Source organism: Priestia sp. P1_B12_1 (genome assembly GCF_056406695.1).
In genome coordinates this window covers 909,798-932,217 of sequence record NZ_JBFTZR010000001.1, presented here as the reverse complement: position 1 = coordinate 932,217, position 22,420 = coordinate 909,798, and the positions used below count along the sequence as shown (strand labels likewise).

Genomic DNA, 22,420 nt, shown 5'->3' with positions numbered 1-22,420 from the left:
CCACATCTCTTATTTTTTAGCTAATTTTAAAGCTTTTTCCGTATTAGCAAAATGAATTTTAGCTAAAGAGTTCAGCGCATTCACGCCATGTTTCTTAATGATTTTAGCAGCGGCGATATCAACTTGTGCGCCAGCTCCCCGAGGAATAACCATCCCGGTCTTTTCCGTCAGCAAATCCATTTGTTTTAAAAATGCGTATCTGGCAATAATGGAAGCAGCAGCTACAGATAAATGAACGCTTTCTCCTTTTGTGCTGAAAAAGACATTTTCTTTGATAATTTCTTTTTCCTTTACCACGTGTTTATAATAGGTGTTTTTTTCGACAAACTGGTCAATTAAAATGGCATCGGGTTTTTCAGGATCCAATTTTTTTAACACGTTGGATAAAGCTTTGTTGTGCAACAGAGCTTTCATTTTACCTTGTGACATGCCTTTTTCTTGAAATGCATTATACTTTTCGTTATGTAAAACAAGCAAACTATAGGGAATAAACGAAACAAGCTGCTTGGCAATTTCAATAATTTTAGCATCCGTTAACTCTTTTGAATCTCGTACTCCTAATTCTTTTAATAAAGGAAGCTGCTCTTTTTGAACATAGGCAGCAACTACGGTCATAGGACCAAAATAATCTCCTGTCCCTACCTCGTCAGAACCGATGACAGATAGTGAGCTGAAGTTTGATGGGAGGTGTGAGACAGGAGCCTTTTTCGCAGCATCTAAAGGACCTCCCCACTGAGCCGCTTCTGTTTCAGCTTCTTTTCCTTGAAAAAGTACTTTTCCAGAGCGGTACGCAGTGATGGAACAGCCGGGAGTTTTAGCTGCAAAAATACTTCCCTGCGGAAGTTTGGGCTGTAGATAGGATGTGTAATGAATCTTCATTTTAGCTATTTGATCAGCTGATACCTTAATAACAGCATGTGACATAATGCTTCACTCCTTTCGGGGTATTTTAGTTTACTTTATAAGCACTATCCCTTATGATAGCTTAAATATAGATATGTTTCCATTGAAGTCTTCTTCGTGGTATGATAGGGATTAGGATTTTTCGTGGAACGGAGGATTTTCTCGTGTCAAGACAAGATAAAACACGTGCGACAGTTGACATCTTTGGTCAGCAGTACAGCATCGTCGGTAGCGAAAGTACAAGCCATATTCGACTTGTCGCCTCTATAGTGGATGAAAAAATGCGTGAAATCAGTACTAAAAACCCTTCTTTAGATATCAATAAATTAGCAGTATTAACAGCTGTGAATGCTGTACACGAATATATAAAACTGAAAGAAGACTATGAGAGACTTGAACAAAAACTTTATGGAAAAGAGGAATGACTGAGTCAATGCTTAATATCATTTTAATTATATTGCTTCTTTTAGGCTTTGTAACCGGTCTTAAAAGAGGATTTATTTTGCAGCTCATTCATATTGTCAGTTTTGCGGTTTCGTTTATCGTCGCTTATATGTTTAGTGGAGATCTGGCAAGCCGACTTCGCTTGTTGATTCCGTTTCCGGACAATATTCAGCAGCAAAGTGTCGCATCGTTTGTATTTGATTCTGGAACGATAGAAGACGCTTTTTATCGAATGATTGCATTTGCGATTTTATTTTTTGCTACTCACATTGTACTTCGCCTTGCAGGCTCTGTTTTAACGGCTTTAACCGAACTGCCAATTCTGCGCCAGTTAAATAAATGGGGCGGAGGTGCACTTGGATTCGTTGAAGTGTATATCATCGTTTTTATTTTGTTATACATTGGAGCCGTGATTCCTGTAAGTGAAATTCAAACGCCAATTCAACAGTCTTCAATTGCAATCAATATCGTACAAAATACTCCATACTTATCGTCTGCGATTCAAGATTTGTGGACTCAGTATGGTGTAATGTAATGAAATTACAATAGCTTGTTGAGAGGGTGTGTCGAAAGTGTCATAATACTTTTGAGATACCCTCTTTTTTTATCGCAGTCTGACCTGCGGTTTTCATGAGGATAAAAATATGTCTAGATGAAAATTTGGGAGAGTACATATGTCACTCATCATGTTTTTGAAAGTTTCGTTATTATGATAATAGGCTGGTGAAAAGAGATGAATAAAAAGGATATTATTAAATTGTTAGAAACAATTGCTACATATATGGAATTAAAGGGAGATAACTCTTTTAAAATTTCCGCTTTTCGAAAAGCAGCTGCAGCGCTAGAAACGGACGAAAGAACGCTGACAGAGATTGAGGATTTTACCAAGCTCCAAGGGATTGGAAAAGGAACGGCTGCAGTCATTACAGAGTATATGGAAACAAATGAGTCAAGCGTATTAGAAGAACTAAAGCAAGAAGTTCCTGAAGGACTTATTCCTTTGCTTAAGCTGCCGGGGCTTGGAGGTAAAAAAATCGCTAAATTATATAAAGAGCTAGATATTCGAGATATGGAATCACTGCATCAGGCGTGTATGGAAAATCGAGTGCAGGGACTAAGCGGTTTTGGTAAAAAGACAGAAGAAAAAATTATCGCTGCCATTGAAGAGTTTGGGAAGCGTCCTGATCGTTTGCCTCTTGCTTTTATGCTTCCAATAGCGGAAGAAATTTTAGAAGCCCTTAAACAGATGCATAGCATTGATCGTTTTTCTCAAGCAGGGAGCATTCGCCGCATGAGGGAAACCGTAAAAGATCTTGATTTTATTATTTCAACAGCTGAGCCTCATGCTGTCCGTGAACAGCTAGTATCGCTGCCAAATGTGAAGGATATCATTGCAAATGGAGATACAAAAGTATCCGTAACGTTAGCCTATGAGTACGATGTGTCTGTGGATTTTCGTCTTGTAGAAGATAAAGCGTTTGCCACAACGCTTCACCATTTTACAGGATCAAAAGACCATAATGTGCGTATGCGTCAATTAGCAAAAGAACGCGGTGAAAAAATTAGCGAGTATGGCGTTGAAAATACGGAGACAGGCGACGTCATGACTTTTGAGTCTGAACAAGCATTCTATGAACATTTTGGCCTGTCTTTTATTCCGCCTGAACTTCGTGAAGATGGAACGGAAGTAGATGCATTTATAAAGCCTCAAACGCTTGTGACCTACGGTGCCGTAAAAGGTGATTTGCATATGCACTCCACGTGGAGCGACGGGGCGTATTCGATTGAAGAAATGGCGGAAGCATGTCGCGCGCGAGGCTATGAGTACATGGCGATTACAGACCATTCTCAGTATTTAAAAGTAGCTAACGGTCTAACGCCTGAACGCATTCGTAAACAGCGTGAAGAAATTAATCGTTTAAACGCACAGTTCGATGATTTTACAATACTAGCAGGAATTGAAATGGATATTTTGCCTGATGCAACACTTGATTATGATGATGAAATGCTAGCTGAGCTAGATTTTGTTATTGCGTCCATTCACTCTAGTTTTTCGCAATCACGCGAAGAAATTATGAATCGCTTAAAGCAAGCGTTAAACAATGTTCATGTAGATTTAATCGCTCATCCGACGGGTCGTTTGATTGGTCGCCGCAACGGATATGATGTAGATATTGATATGCTAATTGAATTAGCTAAAGAAACAAAAACGGCTCTTGAACTAAACGCGAATCCAAACCGTTTAGATTTAGCCGCTGAACACATAAAAAAAGCCCAAGAGGCAGGAGTTAAAATTGCTATTAATACAGATGCTCACAATCTAGACATGCTAGAGCATATGGAAATTGGAATATCTACGGGAATTAAAGGCTGGCTTAAACCAGAAACGGTATTAAATACGTATAGTCTCAAAGAATTAACCGCCTTTTTAAATCGACATAAATAAGCAACAGGAGGAATCAGTTTTGCAATCACGTATTTTTCATGTACTAGAGTTTAATAAAGTTAAGGAACAGCTTCAGAAAAAAGTAGCTTCTTCTTTAGGCCGAGAAAAAGTAGCGAATTTGATTCCCTCGACTCAGTATGAAGAAGTAGTCAAATGGCAGGAAGCAACAGATGAAGCGACAACCGTGCTGCGATTGCGTGGCAACGTACCGCTAGGGGGCATTTTTGACGTTCGACCTAGCGTGAAGCGTGCTGAAATTGGGGGAACGCTAAGCTCTAATGAACTTCTTGATGTAGCAAGCACTATTTATGCTGCAAGACAAGTCAAGCAATTTATCGAGCAAGTAGTGGAAGACGAAGATTTACAGCTTCCAATTATAACTGAACATATCGAAAAACTAATGCCTCTTCCTGAGGTAGAACAAACAATTAAAATGAGTATTGATGAGAATGGCACAGTGCTGGACGGTGCAAGCGACCAGCTAAGAGGCATTCGTCAAAAACTTCGCTCAACGGAGTCTCGTATTCGCGAAAAGCTAGAGAGCCTTATTCGCTCCTCGTCTGCTCAAAAAATGTTGTCAGATGCAATTGTTACCATTCGAAACGAACGTTTCGTTATTCCTGTTAAGCAAGAATATCGCAGTGCGTATGGAGGCATTGTGCACGATCAGTCTTCATCCGGAGCAACTTTATTTATTGAGCCTCAGGCGATTGTGACGTTAAACAATGAGCTTCAAGAAGCAAAGGTAAAAGAAAAACAAGAAATTGAGCGTATTCTCATTGCTTTAACCGTTCAGGTAGCGGAAGTGGCAAATGAACTCCGTCAAAACGTGTATCTGTTAGGTGAGCTGGACTTCATGTTTGCTAAAGGACGCTATAGCCATGAGCTAAAAGCTTCAAAACCTAAAATGAACGACCGAGGCTATATTAAGTTAGTGAAGGCAAAACATCCTCTTATTGCACAGGAAGACGTCGTTGCGAATGATATTGAGCTAGGTGATCAATATACGTCTATCGTTATTACAGGACCAAATACCGGCGGTAAAACCGTAACGTTAAAAACACTTGGATTATTTACGTTAATGGCTCAAGCGGGTTTGCAGATTCCTGCGCTGGATGGATCGGAAATGGCTGTGTTTAAGCACGTATTTGCTGATATTGGAGATGAGCAGTCGATTGAACAAAGTTTGAGTACCTTTTCATCTCATATGGTCAACATTGTAGATATTTTACAAAAAGTAGATCACGAAAGTCTGGTCTTGTTCGATGAATTGGGAGCAGGAACGGATCCTCAAGAAGGTGCAGCGCTTGCGATTTCGATTTTAGATCAAGTATATGAAAAAGGAGCTCGCGTAGTTGCGACTACTCACTATCCTGAATTAAAGGCGTACGGCTATAACCGTGAAGGAGTGGTCAATGCTAGCGTAGAGTTTGATATTGAAACATTGAGCCCTACTTACAAGCTGCTGATTGGTGTACCGGGTCGAAGCAATGCTTTTGAGATTTCAAAACGTTTAGGTTTAAGTGCTGAAGTAATTGAACGTGCCAAAGGCTATATTGGCTCAGAAACAAATAAAGTAGAAAATATGATTGCCTCTCTTGAAGATAGCCGCCGTCAATCTGAACACGAGCTAGAAGAAGCTGAAGAGCTAAGAAAAGAGGCTCAGAAGCTTCATAAAGAATTACAGAGTCAGATTATTGAGTTTAATGAAAAACGAGATAAGCTGTACGAAAAAGCTGAAGAAAAAGCTCAAGCCACAGTTAAAGCAGCATCTGAAGAAGCAGAGAAAATCATTAGCGATTTGCGTAAAATGAGTCAAAAAAATCATGCGCTTGTAAAAGAGCATGAATTGATTGAAGCGCGTAAACGTCTAGAAGATGCAGTTCCAACTCTTGAAAAAAGTAAAAAGAAACCGGCTGCGCCGAAAAAACAAGAGCGCACTCTTCAAGCTGGAGATGAAGTGAAAGTCTTAAGCTGGGGACAAAAAGGAACGCTTGTAGAACGAGTAAGCAATAATGAATGGCAAGTACAAATGGGGATCATGAAAATGAAGGTGAAAGAAAAAGATCTCGAATATATCAGTTCTCCAAAACCTGTAGAAACCAAGCCGCTTGCTACGGTAAAGGGAAAAGATTATCATGTAAATCTAGAATTGGATTTAAGAGGAGAGCGCTATGAAAATGCGCTGATTCGAGTTGAAAAATATATTGATGATGCTTTGTTAGCCAACTATCCGCGCGTTTCGATTATCCACGGTAAAGGAACTGGAGCTCTTCGTAAAGGCGTACAGGAATATTTGAAAAATCATCGTTCTGTTAAAAATATTCGTTTCGGAGAGGCTTCTGAAGGAGGTTCTGGCGTTACGGTTGTGGAATTTAAATAAAAGAACGCTGAAATAAAGGTGTCAGTCGATGCGCTGAACAAGCATATATGAAGATAGAAAATCCGACATGGCTCATGGACTATGCTGGGTTTTTTATCTCTTTTAAGAACGATACAAGTAAAGGAAAGAGACCTGTCAGTTCATTACGTAGAGCGTAATATAAATTAGGAGTGATGCAAAAATGAGGGATTTTTGGAAAGACCCGTATATTGAATCCGCCGCTTATTACAGCGTGGTTGTCTTGAGCATTGTCGTCTTTCTTGTTGTGTTTGAGCTCGTTACTAAGTATAAGAATTGGGAAGAGATTCAAAAAGGAAATATGGCTGTTGCGATGGCAACAGGTGGGAAAATATTTGGATTAGCTAATATTTTTCGCTATTCGATTGAGCATAACGACAATTTGCTAAGAATGCTCGGATGGGGAATATATGGGTTCGTTCTTTTACTAGTCAGCTATTTTATTTTCGAATTTTTGACGCCAAAATTTCGAATCGATGATGAAATTGAACAAGATAACAGAGCCGTTGGGTTTATTTCACTTGTTATTTCAATCGGTATGTCCTATGTAATAGGAGCAGGGATAGGATAGGAGAGAGTGATGGAGAAGTTAGCGAAAATTTTACTCGTTTTATGCGGAGTGTTTATGCTTATTGGTCTTATCTATTTATCTATATAGCTTTTCCTAACATTATGATGACAGCAAAAAAGCTGACCTTAAAGCAGGTCAGCTTTTTTAATGATTACTTCCATACGTCTTCAGCAATTGAAATCACGTGCTTTACTTTATCCCACTGCTGCTCTTCAGTAAGTAAATTTCCTTCTTCTGTAGAAGCAAATCCGCACTGGGGACTTAAACAAATTTGATCAAGAGAAACAAATTCTGCTGCTTCAGCAATTCGTTTTTTCACTGCTTCAGGATCTTCTAAATCTCCAAATTTTGATGTGATAAGACCAAGGACAATCTGAAGATCATCTCGCTTTACATGTCGAAGAGGTTCGAATCCTCCTGAGCGTTCATCATCAAATTCTAAAAATAGTCCATCTACGTTTAACTGACTGAAAATAGCTTTTGACGCATTTTCATATCCGCCGCTTGCTGTATAAGTAGACTGGAAATTCCCTCTGCAAATATGCATTGTAATGACCATATCATCTGGCTTATGCGCAATGGATTCATTGATCGCATCCGTAAAACGTTTCAGTAATTCTTGGGGCGTGAAACCTTTTGAAGCGATTTGTTCTTGTCCTTTTTCTGAGAAAAAGACTGCCCACGCAGTATCATCTAACTGTAAATAGCGGCATCCGGCATCATAAAATGCTTGAATGGCTTTTTGATATGTTTTAACTAAATCAGCAAAAAATACATCCGTATCCGAATAAGCAGACTCTTCAATATGACCTCTGAAAAACAGCATATTGGGACTTGGAATGGTGAACTTAGCTACGTGTTCTTTTCCAGCAGCTTGATGAAGAAATTTATAATCTTCAATCATAGGGTGGTGATTAAAATCTAGTTTTCCAGTTACTTTTATACCGTGAGCTTTTGTTTGGACCCCGTGAAACTGAATTCCCGACTCTGCTTCGTAAAGTTCTACGCCAACAAGCTCTGACAGAAAATCAAAGTGCCACCACGCACGGCGAAACTCACCGTCTGTGACGGCTTTTAATCCAATTTGCTTTTGCTTTTCTACGAGCTTACGAATTTCTTCATCTTCAATTGCTCGAAGCTGTTTATTTGTCATTTCCCCGTTTTCCACTTGTAATCGTGCTTGCTTGATACGCTCGGGACGCAAAAAGCTTCCAACGTGATCTGCTTTAAACGGTCCTTTAGTCAATGTTGTTGTCAATTCATACAGCTCCTTAAAAAAAATCTAATTTTTATTATATACAAAAAATTCGGATAATGTACAGGGGTAAATCCAATTTTTATTTATTACGCTGCAGGATGAAAGAGTGATTAGGGAGGAAAGAGAACATTGAATAACGATTGCATCTAAAAAAAGAATGAACTATAATTTTAATTAGAAAATTCTAATTTTTTATTTTTTTTGAGGGAGAGGATACGTGTGGAATCCACCGAAAAGATATGGCTTTCTCAATATCCGGATGAAATACCTGCTAGGCTTCATTATGAACAAAAAAATTTAGCACAGCTTTTTGAAGAGGCAGTTCAAAAGGATCCTAAAAAAAGCGCAATCTATTTTCTAGGGAAAAAAATGACGTTTTCCCAGCTGCATCAAGATTCCCTAAAGCTGTCATCTTACCTTATTGAACTGGGATTAAAAAGAGGGGATAGAGTAGCCATTATGCTTCCAAATTGCCCTCAAGCAGTCATTTCCTTTTATGCTGTTCTTCTTGCCGGAGGAGTAGTCGTTCAAACAAATCCTTTGTATACGGAAAGAGAGTTAGAGTATCAGCTTAATGATTCAGAAGCGGCCATGATTATTGCACTCGATTTGCTATATCCGCGTGTAGTAAAAATGAAAGCGTTAACAAAAGTGAAGCACGTAGTCATCACCTCTATTCAAGATTATCTCCCATTTCCCAAAAACATAATGTATCCATTTATTCAGCGCAAGCAGCAGAAGATAAGCGTGGATGTGAGTCATACGGAGACTACTCATTTATTTAAACGTATTATAAATGAATCCTCTCCAGCAGTATGTAACGCTGAGGGAATTTCAGACGAAGATATCGCGATTTTACAATATACCGGGGGAACAACGGGTTTTCCAAAAGGAGTCATGCTTACTCATAAAAACTTGGTAGCCAATGCAACGATGTGTTCACATTGGTTATACCGCTGCAAGCATGGAGAAGAAAAAGTGCTTGGAATTATCCCATTTTTTCATGTGTATGGTTTAACAACAGTTCTTGTTCTATCGGTTTTGCAAAATTATGAGATGGTTCTTCTGCCTAAATTTGATGCAAAAACGACGCTCAAAACCATTCATAAGCAGCAGCCTACTTTATTTCCAGGTGCTCCGACAATTTACATCGCATTATTAAATCATCCTGATTTAGCAAAATACAACCTATCTTCCATTGATTCATGTATGAGCGGTTCGTCTCCCCTTCCTGTAGAAGTGCAGGAGCAGTTTGAAAAGATCACCGGAGGTAAACTGGTAGAAGGATATGGATTAACAGAAACCTCTCCTGTGACTCATGCTAATTTTCTTTGGGAAGAGAGAATACCAGGAAGCATTGGAGTACCTTGGCCAGACACGGATGCCAAAATTCTCTCGTTTGAAACAGGTAAAGAAGCTGCTGTAAGCGAAGTAGGAGAAATTGCGGTTAAAGGTCCTCAGGTCATGAAAGGATATTGGAAGCAGCCTGAAGAAACGGAGGCTGTTATGCGAGACGGATGGTTGCTAACAGGTGATGTTGGCTATATGGATGATAAAGGTTATTTTTATGTAGTAGACCGAAAGAAAGATATTATTATTGCCGGGGGATATAATATCTATCCTCGAGAAGTTGAAGAAGTATTATATGAGCATGAAAAAATTCAAGAAGCTGTAGTAGTAGGTGTTCCTGACCCATATAGAGGAGAAACGGTGAAGGCTTACATTGTATTAAAAAATGGTGTAAGATGTACTGAAGAAGAGCTAAATGAGTTTTCCAGAAAGTATTTAGCTGCTTATAAAGTTCCGCGCCTTTATGAATTTCGAAATGAGCTTCCCAAAACAGCGGTCGGTAAGATTCTGCGACGAGCGCTGATTGATGAAGAAAATGAAAAGCATAAAAAGGCGACGTAATCGATCGTCGCCTTTGATTTTTTTACTGAAACATAATTGACAGATACTTGCGGTTTCTTTATTATAAAGATATGAATGAATAATCATTCATATTTTAAAGGAGCGTATAAGATTGAGAAGAAATAAGCCAAAGTATAAACAGATTATCGATGCAGCTGTAGTAGTAATAGCAGAAAACGGATACCACAATGCTCAGGTGTCTAAAATTGCTAAGCAGGCTGGAGTTGCAGACGGTACGATATATTTATATTTTAAAAACAAAGAAGATGTCTTAATTTCCTTGTTTCAAGAGAAGATGGGACAATTTGTAGAAAAAATTTATGAAGAACTGGCGGGAATTGAAACCGCGGCAGAAAAACTTCATGTGTTAATTGACAAACATTTTTCGTTTCTAGCAGAGGATCATCATTTAGCTACAGTGACACAGCTCGAACTGCGTCAATCGAACAAAGATTTAAGATTGAAAATTAACGATGTATTAAAAGATTATCTGACTCTCATTGATTCTATTTTGCAGACAGGAATTGAAACGGGTGAGTTTTCTGAAAATATAGATATTCGTCTTGCGCGACAGATGATTTTTGGAACGATTGATGAAACTGTCACAACATGGGTAATGAACGATCATCGATATGGTCTAATAGAATCGGTAGATAAAGTCCATTCCCTGCTGTTAAACGGCTGCAGCGGCTCATAATCGTAAGTGAGCCTGCTGCTCCCCTGCGAGGGGAAAAAGCGCAAGGTAATGAAAATAGAAAGAAAGGGTGGCGTAAACAAATGGAGATTATCCAGGTTGAAACTGTTGATGCAATAAGCTTCATTACGTTAAATAGACAACCTGCTAACGCTTTGTCTCAAGATTTATTAAAAGATCTTTCAAGTGTTTTGAAACATTTGGAAGATAGTAAAGAGACAAGGGTTATCGTTATTAAAGGTGAAGGGAAATTCTTTTGTGCCGGAGCTGATATAAAAGAATTCACATCGCTTCAGCAGGAAAAAGAATACGAGAAGCTTGCTGTTAACGGTCAAGAGCTCTTTGAGTATATTGAAAATTACCCAAAACCAGTGATTGCAGCTATTCATGGGGCTGCTTTAGGCGGAGGGTTGGAGCTTGCTATGAGCTGCCATATCCGTTTGGTAACGGAAAACGCTAAGCTGGGCTTGCCTGAGCTGCAGTTAGGAATTATACCAGGTTTTGGAGGAACTCAGCGATTGCCTCGTTATGTAGGAGTTCATAAGGCTTGTGAGATGATGCTGACCAGTGATCCAATATCCGGAAGCGAGGCAGTGGAGTTAGGATTGGCAAATGCAGCTTTTGAAGAAAGTCAGCTTATCAATGAAACATTTTTACTTGCTAGAAAAATTGCCAAAAAAAGCCCGATTTCTGTTAAAGCTACCTTGCAGCTGCTTCAGCATGTAAAAACAGATGCTTACTACAGCGGCATTAAAAAAGAAGCGCAGTTTTTTGGAAGCGTATTCAAAAGCCAGGATGCTCAAGAAGGCGTAGCCGCTTTTATTGAAAAGCGCCAGCCTAAATTTTTAGGAAAATAAGCTTAGGAGGGGAATTGAATGAATATTTACGTGTTAGTGAAAAGAACATTCGATACAGAGGAGAAACTTTCATTAAAAAATGGTCAAATTGTTGAAGATGGGGCTGAATTTATTATTAATCCTTACGATGAGTATGCAGTTGAAGAAGCTATTCAGCTAAAGGAAAAGCATGGCGGGGAGATTACGGTCGTGAGTGTAGGAGGGGAAGAATCAGAAAAAGAACTCCGAACAGCTTTGGCTATGGGAGCAGATAAAGCGGTTTTAATCAATACGGAAGATGACATAGAAGATGGCGATCAGTACACGACTTCTAGGCTGCTGGCACATTACTTAAAAGAACAATCTGCTGACTTGATTTTGGCAGGAAACGTAGCGATTGACGGAGGTTCGGGCCAAGTGGGACCGCGCGTAGCAGAACAGTTAGAAATCCCTTATATTACGACGATTACAAAATTGGATATCGAAGGTGAAAAAGTGACTGTTGTACGCGATGTGGAAGGTGATTCTGAGGTTATCGAAACGTCGCTTCCTCTTTTAGTAACAGCTCAGCAGGGACTTAACGAACCTCGCTATCCATCTCTTCCAGGGATTATGAAAGCGAAGAAGAAACCGTTGGTTGAAGTGGAATTGGATGATTTAGATTTAGATGAAGATGATGTAGAAGCAAAAACAAAGACTATTGAAATTTATTTGCCTCCGAAAAAAGACGCAGGACGCGTATTACAAGGAGATATAAAAGATCAAGTGACAGAACTGGTCAATTTACTGCATAAGGAAGCAAAAGTCATTTAATAAGTCAAAAGTCAAAACAATGGGGGGATTGCAATGGGACGCAAAGTGTTAGTTCTAGGAGAAGCACGTGATGGGGGATTACGAAACGTATCGTTTGAAGCGATTTCCGCAGCATCTACTGTAGCTGACGGTGGAGAAATTGTTGCAGCGTTAGTAGGAAAGAACGTAAAAGCTTTAAGTGAAGAGCTTATTGCGTACGGAGCGAATAAAGTTGTTGTGACGGAGCATGAAGATTTAGCTGCTTACACATCGGATGGCTACGCTCAGGCGTTATTAGCCATCATTGAAAGTGAACAGCCTGAAGCTATCGTATTTGGCCATACGGCTCTTGGCAAAGACCTAGCGCCAAAACTGGCAGCTCGCTTAGACAAAGGACTTATTTCCGATGTGACGGATGTAGAAGTTGGAGGGGATCAAGTAGTCTTCACCCGCCCAATTTATTCTGGTAAAGCATTTGAAAAGAAAATCATGACCGATGCTTTTACGTTTGTCACAATTCGTCCAAATAATATTTCACCGCTTGCAAAAGACGACGGACGTACAGGTGATGTAGAGGATTTAAATGTTGAAATCAAAAACCTGCGTACAGTTGTAAAAGAAGTTGTACGTAAAGCAACGCAAGGGGTTGATTTATCCGAAGCAAAAGTCGTGATTGCAGGTGGTCGAGGTGTAAAAAGCACGGAAGGTTTTGGACCTCTCCAAGAACTAGCGGACGTGTTAAATGGAGCTGTTGGGGCGTCTCGCGGAGCATGCGATGCAGATTACTGCGACTATTCTCTTCAGATCGGTCAGACGGGCAAAGTAGTCACACCAGATTTATACATTGCCTGCGGAATCTCAGGAGCCATTCAGCATTTGGCCGGCATGTCAAATTCAAAAATTATTGTTGCTATTAACAAAGATCCTGAGGCTAATATTTTTAAAGTAGCTGATTACGGAATCGTTGGAGATTTATTTGAAGTGGTGCCTCTGCTAACGGAAGAATTTAAAAAGCTGAAAGTACAGTCTGCGTAAGAGGCTGGGACAAAAGTATTTTAGACGAAGTGAAGAACGAACTATTGATCAAGATGTTTGATTAGTGGTTCGTTTTTTTGTTGGGGTAAACTTTATGTGTGTGGGTCTTTCTAGCAGCAGTTGATTTCTGTGCAAGACTCCTGCAGAAAGCGAAGTCTTGCACAGAAATCAACTGCGGTGGCACAAGCGGTTCAGCCTTTGTATACTATTTGTTCACCTTTAGATGGAATTCATTTCGTTATGTCTCAACCTCACGGAAAACGAAATTTTCTACGTATGTTTTTATGTAAATTGTACAAACTAGAGCGAAGAATAAACAGTATAAATGTAAGCAAAAAGTTAGCAAACCTTATTTGAAGGTGATATACTGTGAGTAGAATTTGGATATTGCATATATTTAGGAGGAATTAAAATGGCTATTGCACATGCTACAGATAAAAACTTTACAGATGAAATTAAATCAGGCCTAGTGCTTGTTGACTTTTGGGCACCATGGTGTGGCCCTTGTAAAATGATTGCTCCAGTTCTTGAAGAAATTGATGGTGAACTTAACGATAAAGTTAAAATCGTGAAAGTAGACGTTGATGAAAACCAAGAAACAGCTGGAAAATTTGGTGTTATGAGTATCCCAACTTTAGTATTATTTAAAGATGGAGAGAAAGTTGATCAAGTAGTTGGTTTCCAACCAAAAGAAGCATTAACAGAATTAATTAATAAACACGCGTAAGTCAAAACCTAGCTCAGGCTAGGTTTTTTCTTTTTCTCCACTTTTTCTCTTTTGGGAATACTTTTATTTAGCGAATATGCGTTCGTTTGTTTTATACTAGATGTAAGGAACACCGTCACAAATCTGGCTTATGTGCATGTATTGTAAAGCAGAAAAGAATGTAGGCTACGCTTCATAAGCGAATGTATAGATGGACAGAGTAAGAGAAGAGGAAGGAGAAAAGTATGAATGATTATTTAAAAGAAAAGCTGGCTATTTTACCGGATCAGCCCGGCTGCTACTTGATGAAAGATAAATATGGAACGGTCATTTACGTAGGAAAAGCAAAAGTATTAAAAAATCGAGTGCGCTCCTACTTTACCGGATCTCATGACGGAAAGACGCTTCGACTTGTAAACGACATTGTCGATTTTGAATATATCGTCACATCTTCTAATTTAGAAGCGCTTATTTTAGAAATGAATTTAATTAAAAAGCATGATCCAAAATACAATATCATGCTTAAAGATGATAAGGGCTATCCCTTTATTAAGATTACAGCTGAAAAACAGCCCCGGCTTGTTATTACAAGAAAAATAAAAAAAGATAAAGGGAAATACTTCGGTCCTTATCCTAACGTTCAAGCTGCAAATGAAACCAAGCGGCTTCTTGATCGCATTTATCCACTAAGAAAGTGCTCTACCATGCCAGACAGACCTTGTTTGTATTACCATATCGGGCAATGTCTAGCTCCTTGCGTAAAAGAAGTAAAAGAAGAGCAAAACAAACAAATTATTGAAAATATCACTCGGTTTTTAAATGGTGGATATGAGCATGTCAAAACAGAGTTAACTGAAAAAATGTTAAAAGCTTCAGAAGAACTTGACTTTGAAAGGGCTAAAGAATATCGAGATCAAATTGCTCATATTGAAGCGACAATGGAAAAGCAAAAAGTAACGTTTAATGATTTTGTTAATCGAGATGTGTTTGGCTATTCTTATGATAAAGGCTGGATGTGTGTTCAAGTTTTCTTTATTCGCCAAGGGAAATTAATTGAGCGAGAAGTTTCTATGTTTCCTTTTTATAAAGAGCCAGAAGAAGATTTCTTAACTTTTATCGGTCAGTTTTATGCCAAAAATATTAAGCCAAAAGAAGTGCTGGTTCCAGCAACGATTGATGCAGAGTTAGCTGAGAAATTAGTAGAAGTAGAGGTTCAGCATCCAAAGCGAGGCAAAAAGAAAGAATTAGTAGAACTTGCGTGTAAAAATGCAAAAATTGCGCTCGGTGAAAAATTCTATTTAATTGAACGAGATGAAGAGCGCACGGTTGGCGCAGTTGAACGGTTAGGAGAAGAGCTTGGAATTGCAGCGCCTTACCGGATTGAAGCATTTGATAACTCAAATATTCAAGGGACAGATCCCGTTTCTGCGATGATTGTTTTTGTTGATGGGAAACCGGAAAAGAAAGAATATCGCAAATATAAAATTAAGACCGTAAAGGGACCAGATGATTACAGTTCCATGAGAGAAGTCGTTCGCAGACGGTATTCCAGAGCGTTAAAAGAAGGTCTTCCGCTTCCAGATTTAATTGTTGTAGATGGGGGCAAAGGGCATTTAGCTGCAGTACAGGACGTTCTCGAAAATGAATTGGGACTTTTAGTGCCTACAGCAGGTCTTGTCAAAGATGATAAGCACAGAACCTCCAACCTGATGATTGGTGAGCCTCCTCAAATCATACCGCTTGAACGCAATAGTCAAGAATTTTATTTGCTTCAGCGAATTCAAGATGAAGTTCACCGCTTTGCGATTACTTTCCACCGTCAAGTGCGCTCTAAGTCCGCTTTTCAGTCTGTTCTGGACGACATTCCGGGAGTGGGAGAAAAGCGTAAAAAAGCTTTGTTAAAGTATTTTGGTTCGGTGAAAAAATTGAAAGAAGCAACGGTTGATGATATTCGAAATTCAGGTGTTCCTCAAAACATTGCTGAAAAAATTTATGAAACATTACAAAAATAGTCTTGAAATAATAGAAAATATTTGATAAGCTATTAACTAATTTCATACGACACTTCATCAAATGAAGTGAAGATAGAGGTGCAAATTTAATCAGTACGTATCAGGAAGGGTATGAGCCCTTATGAATGAGACGGAAAGGGAAATTTGCCGAAGTGAACATTACCTCATAGTAATGATTGCTGGTTCTGCGTTGAATAAACGTAGGATTGTCAAGATGTAGATTCTTGGAGAGCTATCTCACGGCAGTGGACGGTTATGTTTTATAATTTTCGTTCGTTAAGCAATGAGAGCTCATCTCATTGCTTTTTTTATTGTCTGAGTAAAAAAATTTAGCTTCTCATCATCCTGCATATGCAAATTTATTGAAAAGGAATGAACAAAATTATGGCATTAATCGTTCAAAAATTTGGTGGAACATCTGTTGGTTCTGTTGAACGTATCCAACATGTAGCAAACCGTGTTATTCAAGAAGCAGAGCGCGGTAACCAAGTAGTTGTTGTTGTATCGGCAATGGGCAAAACGACAGATGCACTGGTGAAATTAGCAAGTGATATTACGGACAGTCCAAGCAAACGCGAAATGGATATGCTTCTTACAACTGGAGAACAAGTAACGATTTCCCTGTTAACAATGGCCCTTCAATATAAAGGGTATGAAGCAACTTCGCTAACAGGTTGGCAAGCTGGTATCCAGACGGAAGCAGTTCACAGCAATGCACGAATCCAGCACATTGACACGACACGTATTCAAAGCCAATTAGATAGAGGCCGAATCGTAGTAGTAGCTGGATTCCAAGGCTGTTCAGAAGATGGAAGCATTACAACATTAGGTCGAGGCGGCTCTGACACTACGGCAGTAGCTCTTGCCGCAGCATTAAAAGCTGCAAAATGTGATATTTATACAGACGTAACAGGAGTGTTTACGACAGATCCGCGCTATGTAGAAGATGCTCGTAAGCTTCACTCTATTTCATATGACGAAATGTTAGAATTAGCTAATTTGGGAGCAGGGGTGCTGCATCCGCGCGCTGTTGAGTTTGCAAAAAATTATCAGATACCGCTAGAAGTGCGTTCAAGCTTAGAAAACGAGAATGGAACGATTGTTGAGGAGGAAGTTTCAATGGAACAAAACTTAGTCGTAAGAGGAATTGCGTTTGAAGATAATATTTCACGAGTGACAATTGAAGGGTTAAACAATGAGTTGCAAACTCTTTCTACTATTTTTACAGCATTAGCAAAAGAACAGTTAAATGTGGACATTATTATTCAAAACGTAACGGCTAATAATCGTCTCTCTATCTCATTTTCTATTAAAACCGTAGACGTAGATGCCGCTCTTGCCGTCTTAAAAGAGTATAAATCTACTTTAGGATATACGCGTATTGAACATGAAAGCGGTCTGGCTAAAGTATCAATTGTCGGCTCTGGCATGATTTCTAATCCAGGCGTTGCAGCCGAAATGTTTGAAGTGCTGGCAGGGGAGAAAATTGAAGTGAAGATGGTCAGCACGTCTGAAATTAAAGTATCTACAGTTGTACCGCACGCTGATATGGTAAAAGCTGTTGAGACGCTTCACGTAGCATTTGAATTAGAAGAGCAGCAAGCAGTGCACGTATAAAGAAGAGAAAAAAGACGTGGTATCTCCACGTCTTTTATATATACGTATTTCCTACTTTTTATAGCGCTCCGCGCGTGTTTCGGTAGGTAAGATATCTTTTCGGTCCCACTGCACGGAAATCAGCACTTTTCCGTTCTTTTCTTTATGTGTTAAGTAGGCTTCTGTTAGGCAGTTGTTTTGACGCTGAATCTGTTCAGCCACAAATCCTGACTCAAGATGAAACGAACAAGTTTCCTGCTGAAATCTTTTGCTGACCACATCACCTGATAACTCAAGCTCGAGTGAATATTTATCTTTTTTTGCAAGCGTCAGTGTTCCCCAGGAAGCTGCTTTAAAAAAAGCGACGATTTCATCCATTGTATTTAATGGGTATTTCCGCGCAAGGTGTTTTCCTGCCCAGTATGAAATGGTATTTGTTTCGTCTCCAAGAAGCTCTGGAATTAACACGTCACGCAAAAGGCTGTATCCGAAATATGAAACGTGATCAAGAGTTCTCTCTGTTTCAGCTGTGACGTTAGGTTCTGATGTTTCCATCGTCTCTTCAAGTTCTTGCTGTGATTCTGTTTGTAAATTGCTCATGCTTTCCCCTCTTTCTTTACTACTATTATATACAAATCTAAAAAACCTCTCACGCATTTTTTTAATAAAATGTAAGAGGATCTTTATTATGGTAAAAAGAGTTAGATGTAAAGATGAAAAATCCATAATATACCTTTTAAAAGGGTACTTTTACCTGTGTAAATGTTTTGTGAACTTGTTTACAATAAAAGCATAAAGTAAACGCTTACTTATTTGTGGCAAGCAATATTATAATAGAAAGAAAAAATCTGTAACATCAATACAGTAAGCGTTAACAAATATAAAATTTTATAAATTTATATTTTATAGAAGATTTAAACATCTTGCCTTGACGCTCTTAATCGATGGGAGTAAAATTAACCTGTCACATACTTTATTAGGAAATGCAAAGGTTTTCATTTCCTGTATTCACGATTAATCTATTTGTCTAGTGGGAGTAAGAAAGTTCTTCACAAACTATGTTCATTTAACTAAGGGGGGTCTACGCAGATGGCGGCAAACAGAGAGTTTCAATATCGGAGAATCCATTCATTACTTGGGGTAATACCAATCGGGATTTTCTTAACACAGCATTTAGTTGTGAATCATTTCGCGACAAAGGGAGAAGAATCATTTAATCAAGCAGCTCACTTCATGGAGAGCTTACCTTTCCGCTATGCTCTAGAAATTTTCATTATTTTCTTACCAATCGTTTTTCACGCAATATACGGTCTTTACATCGCATTCACTGCTAAAACAAACGTTAACAACTACGGTTTTTTCCGTAACTGGATGTTTATCCTTCAGCGTGTTTCAGGTGTAATCACACTTATCTTCATCACATGGCACGTATGGGAAACCAGAATACAAGCTGCGCTTGGAAAAGAAGTAGATTTTCAAATGATGGAACGAATTTTAAGCAACCCGGCAATGCTTGCATTCTACATAGTTGGTGTTGTATCTACGATCTTCCACTTTGCAAACGGTCTATGGTCATTTGGAGTTAGCTGGGGGTTAACTGTAACACCACGTTCTCAAAGAATTTCAACTTATGTGACATTAGCAATCTTCTTAGCACTTACATTTGTAGGTGTTCGTACATTATTCGCATTTGCATAAAATTAAGGTTTTGAAGGAGTGGGGTTCCGATGAGTAACGGAAAAATCATCGTAGTCGGTGGCGGTTTAGCTGGCTTGATGGCAACAATAAAAATTGCTGAGTCTGGCAAGCAAGTAGATTTATTTTCACTAGTTCCGGTAAAAAGATCTCACTCAGTTTGCGCGCAAGGTGGAATCAACGGAGCCGTAAACACGAAAGGTGAAGGGGATTCACCATGGGAACACTTTGATGACACAGTGTACGGCGGAGACTTTTTAGCCAACCAGCCACCTGTAAAAGCAATGTGTGAAGCAGCTCCTGGCATTATTCACTTACTTGACCGCATGGGTGTTATGTTTAACCGTACTCCTGAGGGTTTGTTAGACTTCAGACGATTTGGCGGGACGCAGCATCACCGTACGGCTTTTGCTGGGGCAACAACGGGTCAACAATTATTGTACGCATTAGATGAGCAGGTTCGTCGCTATGAAGTTGCCGGACTTGTGACAAAGTACGAAGGATGGGAATTCTTAGGTGCTGTTCTTGATGATGAGCGCAGCTGTCGCGGAATTTCTGCACAGAATTTAAAATCAATGGAAATTAAAACGTTCCCAGCTGACGCGGTTATTATGGCTACAGGTGGACCTGGAATTGTTTTTGGAAAATCGACGAACTCAGTTATTAATACCGGTTCAGCGGCATCTATCGTGTATCAGCAAGGTGCATACTATTCAAACGGAGAGTTTATTCAAATTCATCCAACTGCTATCCCAGGAGATGATAAGCTTCGTCTTATGAGTGAATCTGCTCGTGGAGAAGGCGGACGCGTTTGGACATATAAAGACGGTAAACCTTGGTATTTCTTAGAGGAAAAATATCCTGCATACGGTAACTTAGTACCTCGTGATATTGCCACTCGTGAAATTTTTGACGTCTGCGTAGCGCAGAAGTTAGGAATTAACGGAGAGAACATGGTTTATCTGGACCTTTCACATAAAGATCCAAAAGAGCTAGACATTAAACTTGGAGGTATCATCGAAATCTATGAAAAATTCATGGGCGATGATCCGCGCAAAGTACCAATGAAAATTTTCCCAGCCGTACACTATTCAATGGGCGGTTTATGGGTGGATTACGATCAAATGACAAATATTCCTGGCTTATTCGCAGCTGGTGAGTGTGATTATTCACAGCACGGAGCGAACCGTTTAGGAGCAAACTCCTTATTATCAGCTATTTATGGTGGGATGGTTGCTGGTCCTAAAGCCGTTGAATACATCAATGGTTTAGAAAAGAGCGCAGATGCTATTTCTTCAAGCGTATATGATCGTCATGTGAAAGAAGAAGAAGAGAAATGGAACAATATCATGAATCTTCAAGGCACAGAAAATGCATACGTTCTTCATAAAGAGCTAGGGGAATGGATGACTGACAACGTGACAGTCGTACGATACAATGACAAACTGTTAAAAACAGATGAAAAAATTCAAGAATTAATTGAACGCTATGATCGTATTAACATTAATGATACGGCTAAATGGAGTAATCAAGCGGCAACATTTACTCGTCAGCTGCAAAACATGCTTCAGCTTTCACGGGTTGTAACGCTAGGAGCTTACAACCGTAACGAAAGTCGCGGTGCTCATTATAAGCCAGATTTCCCAGATCGTAACGATGAAGAATTCTTAAAAACAACAATGGCATCTTTTGTGGATAAGAAAACGGCTCCTTCTTTCCATTATGAAGAGGTAGACGTATCGTTAATCAAACCGCGTAAGCGCGACTACACAAAGAAAAAAGATGAAAAACCAAAAAAACAACAAGAGGGGGTTCGTTAATCAATGAGTGAACAACAAACAGTCCAAAAGACAGTGCGCTTCATTATTACACGTCAAGATTCAGCTGAATCTGCTCCTTACAATCAGGAGTTTGAAATTCCGTATCGTCCGAATATGAACGTTATTTCAGCACTGATGGAAATCAGACGTAACCCTGTTGATGCTTCAGGTAAAGAGGTTGCTCCGATAAACTGGGAAATGAACTGTTTAGAGGAAGTATGCGGAGCCTGTTCAATGGTCATCAACGGTAAACCTCGTCAGTCATGTACGGCTCTTGTTGATAAACTAGAACAGCCAATTCGCTTACAGCCAATGAAAACATTTCCGGTGGTTCGTGACTTGCAAGTAGACCGCAGCCGTATGTTTGATTCACTAAAAAAAGTAAAAGCCTGGGTTCCAATCGATGGCACATACGATTTAGGGCCAGGACCGCGTATGCCTGAAAAGAAACGTCAGTGGGCGTACGAGTTATCCAAATGTATGACATGTGGCGTTTGCTTAGAAGCTTGTCCAAACGTAAACGACAAGTCAAACTTCATCGGTCCAGCACCGCTTTCTCAAGTTCGCTTGTTTAATGCCCATCCAACCGGTGCGTTAAATAAAGGAGAACGTTTAGAGACGATTATGGGTGATGGAGGACTAGCGAACTGCGGGAACTCTCAAAACTGCGTTCAATCATGTCCAAAAGGAATTCCATTGACTACTTCAATCGCAGCTTTGAACCGCGATACAACAATTCAAGCATTCAGAAGTTTCTTTGGTAGCGATCAAGTATAATCACTCAAAACCTCTCCACGCGGAGAGGTTTTATTTTGTCTATGACGAACGGAGGGAATACAGATGAATAATATTTCGTATATTGAAGACATGGATCATTGGAAAGAGTCATTTTCGTTTAAGCAGGAGATCAAGGTAAGATTTTCAGAAACAGATATGTTTGGGCATTTAAATAATACGGTTCCTTTTGTTTATTTTGAACAAATACGTACGGAATTCTTTCACCATATTGGCTTTATGCAAAAGTGGACGAGTGAGCATGAGGGAACGATACCGGTGGTGGCTGATTTGCAGTGCGATTATGTCAAACAAGTGTATTTTGGCAACGTGCTATCTGTTTTTGTAAAAGCTCATAGAATTGGACGTTCGTCGGTTGATTTACACTATATGATTCAAAATAAGCAAAAAGAGGTTGTGCTCACCGGGAGAGGAACAATGGTGCAAATTTCTAAAGAAACAGGAAAAAGCGTGCCTTGGGATGAAGAGATGAAAGGGTGTTTATCAAATATATGAAAATGGCTTG

Annotated in this window: 20 protein-coding genes and 1 riboswitch; of the genes, 17 read left to right on the top strand and 3 right to left on the bottom strand. The window is 39.4% G+C overall.

Annotation, left to right across the window (positions count from 1 at the left end; genetic code table 11):
• Window positions 1-9: 9 nt before the first annotated feature.
• The gene (gene rnhC, locus AC1D0Y_RS04860; protein ID WP_060745470.1) at window positions 10-924 is read right to left on the bottom strand and encodes a ribonuclease HIII; all 915 of its coding nucleotides are present in this window, start codon (window positions 922-924) and stop codon (window positions 10-12) included.
• Between the two features lie 143 nt (window positions 925-1,067).
• Here rnhC and zapA point away from each other — a divergent pair, with 143 nt between their 5' ends.
• The 5 genes from zapA (at window position 1,068) to AC1D0Y_RS04835 (ending at window position 6,765) form a co-directional block, all read left to right on the top strand.
• The gene (gene zapA / locus AC1D0Y_RS04855; protein ID WP_013059415.1) at window positions 1,068-1,328 is read left to right on the top strand and encodes a cell division protein ZapA; all 261 of its coding nucleotides are present in this window, start codon (window positions 1,068-1,070) and stop codon (window positions 1,326-1,328) included.
• Window positions 1,325-1,882: a CvpA family protein gene (locus AC1D0Y_RS04850; RefSeq protein WP_014458067.1), complete on the top strand. Its 558-nt coding sequence runs from the start codon at window positions 1,325-1,327 to the stop codon at window positions 1,880-1,882. Before zapA ends, AC1D0Y_RS04850 begins: the two co-directional genes overlap by 4 nt.
• A gap of 198 nt (window positions 1,883-2,080) precedes the next feature.
• Window positions 2,081-3,793 (top strand): DNA polymerase/3'-5' exonuclease PolX, encoded by a 1,713-nt coding sequence (gene polX, locus AC1D0Y_RS04845; protein ID WP_060745469.1) that lies wholly within the window; start codon window positions 2,081-2,083, stop codon window positions 3,791-3,793.
• A 19-nt stretch (window positions 3,794-3,812) separates the two neighbouring features.
• Entirely contained in the window at window positions 3,813-6,176 is a 2,364-nt protein-coding gene (locus tag AC1D0Y_RS04840) for an endonuclease MutS2 (protein ID WP_060745468.1), read from the top strand.
• A 181-nt stretch (window positions 6,177-6,357) separates the two neighbouring features.
• Window positions 6,358-6,765, top strand: a complete 408-nt coding sequence (locus AC1D0Y_RS04835) for a DUF350 domain-containing protein (protein ID WP_013059411.1) — start codon at window positions 6,358-6,360, stop codon at window positions 6,763-6,765.
• 151 nt (window positions 6,766-6,916) lie between these two features.
• Here the strand turns inward: AC1D0Y_RS04835 and AC1D0Y_RS04830 are convergent, their stop codons facing one another.
• Window positions 6,917-8,023 (bottom strand): 5-methyltetrahydropteroyltriglutamate--homocysteine S-methyltransferase, encoded by a 1,107-nt coding sequence (locus tag AC1D0Y_RS04830; protein WP_028410538.1) that lies wholly within the window; start codon window positions 8,021-8,023, stop codon window positions 6,917-6,919.
• A 219-nt stretch (window positions 8,024-8,242) separates the two neighbouring features.
• Between AC1D0Y_RS04830 and AC1D0Y_RS04825 the strand changes: the two genes are divergently transcribed.
• The 8 genes from AC1D0Y_RS04825 (at window position 8,243) to AC1D0Y_RS04790 (ending at window position 17,626) form a co-directional block, all read left to right on the top strand.
• Window positions 8,243-9,934 (top strand): AMP-binding protein, encoded by a 1,692-nt coding sequence (locus tag AC1D0Y_RS04825; RefSeq protein WP_477707359.1) that lies wholly within the window; start codon window positions 8,243-8,245, stop codon window positions 9,932-9,934.
• 112 nt (window positions 9,935-10,046) lie between these two features.
• Entirely contained in the window at window positions 10,047-10,631 is a 585-nt protein-coding gene (locus tag AC1D0Y_RS04820) for a TetR/AcrR family transcriptional regulator (protein ID WP_013059408.1), read from the top strand.
• Between the two features lie 80 nt (window positions 10,632-10,711).
• On the top strand, window positions 10,712-11,485 hold the full coding sequence (locus tag AC1D0Y_RS04815) for an enoyl-CoA hydratase (protein ID WP_028410540.1): 774 nt from the start codon (window positions 10,712-10,714) through the stop codon (window positions 11,483-11,485).
• An 18-nt stretch (window positions 11,486-11,503) separates the two neighbouring features.
• Complete coding sequence (locus AC1D0Y_RS04810) at window positions 11,504-12,277, top strand: electron transfer flavoprotein subunit beta/FixA family protein (protein ID WP_060745467.1); 774 nt, start codon at window positions 11,504-11,506, stop codon at window positions 12,275-12,277.
• A gap of 33 nt (window positions 12,278-12,310) precedes the next feature.
• Complete coding sequence (locus tag AC1D0Y_RS04805; protein ID WP_028410542.1) at window positions 12,311-13,291, top strand: electron transfer flavoprotein subunit alpha/FixB family protein; 981 nt, start codon at window positions 12,311-12,313, stop codon at window positions 13,289-13,291.
• Window positions 13,292-13,703: 412 nt separating this feature from the next.
• Window positions 13,704-14,018: a thioredoxin gene (gene trxA / locus AC1D0Y_RS04800; protein ID WP_013059404.1), complete on the top strand. Its 315-nt coding sequence runs from the start codon at window positions 13,704-13,706 to the stop codon at window positions 14,016-14,018.
• Between the two features lie 224 nt (window positions 14,019-14,242).
• Window positions 14,243-16,009, top strand: a complete 1,767-nt coding sequence (uvrC, locus tag AC1D0Y_RS04795) for an excinuclease ABC subunit UvrC (protein ID WP_060745466.1) — start codon at window positions 14,243-14,245, stop codon at window positions 16,007-16,009.
• A gap of 65 nt (window positions 16,010-16,074) precedes the next feature.
• A riboswitch (Lysine riboswitch) is annotated at window positions 16,075-16,252 on the top strand.
• A 141-nt stretch (window positions 16,253-16,393) separates the two neighbouring features.
• Window positions 16,394-17,626 (top strand): aspartate kinase, encoded by a 1,233-nt coding sequence (locus AC1D0Y_RS04790; RefSeq protein ID WP_028410544.1) that lies wholly within the window; start codon window positions 16,394-16,396, stop codon window positions 17,624-17,626.
• Between the two features lie 51 nt (window positions 17,627-17,677).
• Here AC1D0Y_RS04790 and AC1D0Y_RS04785 read toward each other — a convergent pair whose 3' ends face one another.
• Window positions 17,678-18,205, bottom strand: coding sequence for a YslB family protein (locus AC1D0Y_RS04785; RefSeq protein ID WP_013059401.1), 528 nt, complete (start codon window positions 18,203-18,205; stop codon window positions 17,678-17,680).
• Between the two features lie 489 nt (window positions 18,206-18,694).
• Between AC1D0Y_RS04785 and AC1D0Y_RS04780 the strand changes: the two genes are divergently transcribed.
• From AC1D0Y_RS04780 to AC1D0Y_RS04765, 4 genes are all read left to right on the top strand, one after another.
• Entirely contained in the window at window positions 18,695-19,303 is a 609-nt protein-coding gene (locus AC1D0Y_RS04780) for a succinate dehydrogenase cytochrome b558 subunit (protein ID WP_013059400.1), read from the top strand.
• 29 nt (window positions 19,304-19,332) lie between these two features.
• The gene (gene sdhA, locus AC1D0Y_RS04775) at window positions 19,333-21,120 is read left to right on the top strand and encodes a succinate dehydrogenase flavoprotein subunit (protein WP_013059399.1); all 1,788 of its coding nucleotides are present in this window, start codon (window positions 19,333-19,335) and stop codon (window positions 21,118-21,120) included.
• Window positions 21,121-21,123: 3 nt separating this feature from the next.
• A complete protein-coding gene (gene sdhB / locus AC1D0Y_RS04770; RefSeq protein ID WP_013059398.1) occupies window positions 21,124-21,897 on the top strand; it encodes a succinate dehydrogenase iron-sulfur subunit in 774 nt (257 codons plus the stop codon).
• 63 nt (window positions 21,898-21,960) lie between these two features.
• The gene (locus AC1D0Y_RS04765) at window positions 21,961-22,410 is read left to right on the top strand and encodes an acyl-CoA thioesterase (RefSeq protein WP_477707358.1); all 450 of its coding nucleotides are present in this window, start codon (window positions 21,961-21,963) and stop codon (window positions 22,408-22,410) included.
• The last annotated feature ends 10 nt before the right edge of the window (window positions 22,411-22,420 follow it).

Coding starts and splice junctions, on each gene's coding strand:
- AC1D0Y_RS04810 (WP_060745467.1), top strand. CDS start 11,504: ATGAATATTTACGTGTTAGTGAAAAGAACATTCGATACAGAGGAGAAA.
- AC1D0Y_RS04815 (WP_028410540.1), top strand. CDS start 10,712: ATGGAGATTATCCAGGTTGAAACTGTTGATGCAATAAGCTTCATTACG.
- AC1D0Y_RS04850 (WP_014458067.1), top strand. CDS start 1,325: ATGACTGAGTCAATGCTTAATATCATTTTAATTATATTGCTTCTTTTA.
- sdhA (WP_013059399.1), top strand. CDS start 19,333: ATGAGTAACGGAAAAATCATCGTAGTCGGTGGCGGTTTAGCTGGCTTG.
- AC1D0Y_RS04835 (WP_013059411.1), top strand. CDS start 6,358: ATGAGGGATTTTTGGAAAGACCCGTATATTGAATCCGCCGCTTATTAC.
- AC1D0Y_RS04805 (WP_028410542.1), top strand. CDS start 12,311: ATGGGACGCAAAGTGTTAGTTCTAGGAGAAGCACGTGATGGGGGATTA.
- AC1D0Y_RS04790 (WP_028410544.1), top strand. CDS start 16,394: ATGGCATTAATCGTTCAAAAATTTGGTGGAACATCTGTTGGTTCTGTT.
- sdhB (WP_013059398.1), top strand. CDS start 21,124: ATGAGTGAACAACAAACAGTCCAAAAGACAGTGCGCTTCATTATTACA.
- AC1D0Y_RS04765 (WP_477707358.1), top strand. CDS start 21,961: ATGAATAATATTTCGTATATTGAAGACATGGATCATTGGAAAGAGTCA.
- AC1D0Y_RS04785 (WP_013059401.1), bottom strand. CDS start 18,205: ATGAGCAATTTACAAACAGAATCACAGCAAGAACTTGAAGAGACGATG.
- uvrC (WP_060745466.1), top strand. CDS start 14,243: ATGAATGATTATTTAAAAGAAAAGCTGGCTATTTTACCGGATCAGCCC.
- polX (WP_060745469.1), top strand. CDS start 2,081: ATGAATAAAAAGGATATTATTAAATTGTTAGAAACAATTGCTACATAT.
- AC1D0Y_RS04780 (WP_013059400.1), top strand. CDS start 18,695: ATGGCGGCAAACAGAGAGTTTCAATATCGGAGAATCCATTCATTACTT.
- trxA (WP_013059404.1), top strand. CDS start 13,704: ATGGCTATTGCACATGCTACAGATAAAAACTTTACAGATGAAATTAAA.
- rnhC (WP_060745470.1), bottom strand. CDS start 924: ATGTCACATGCTGTTATTAAGGTATCAGCTGATCAAATAGCTAAAATG.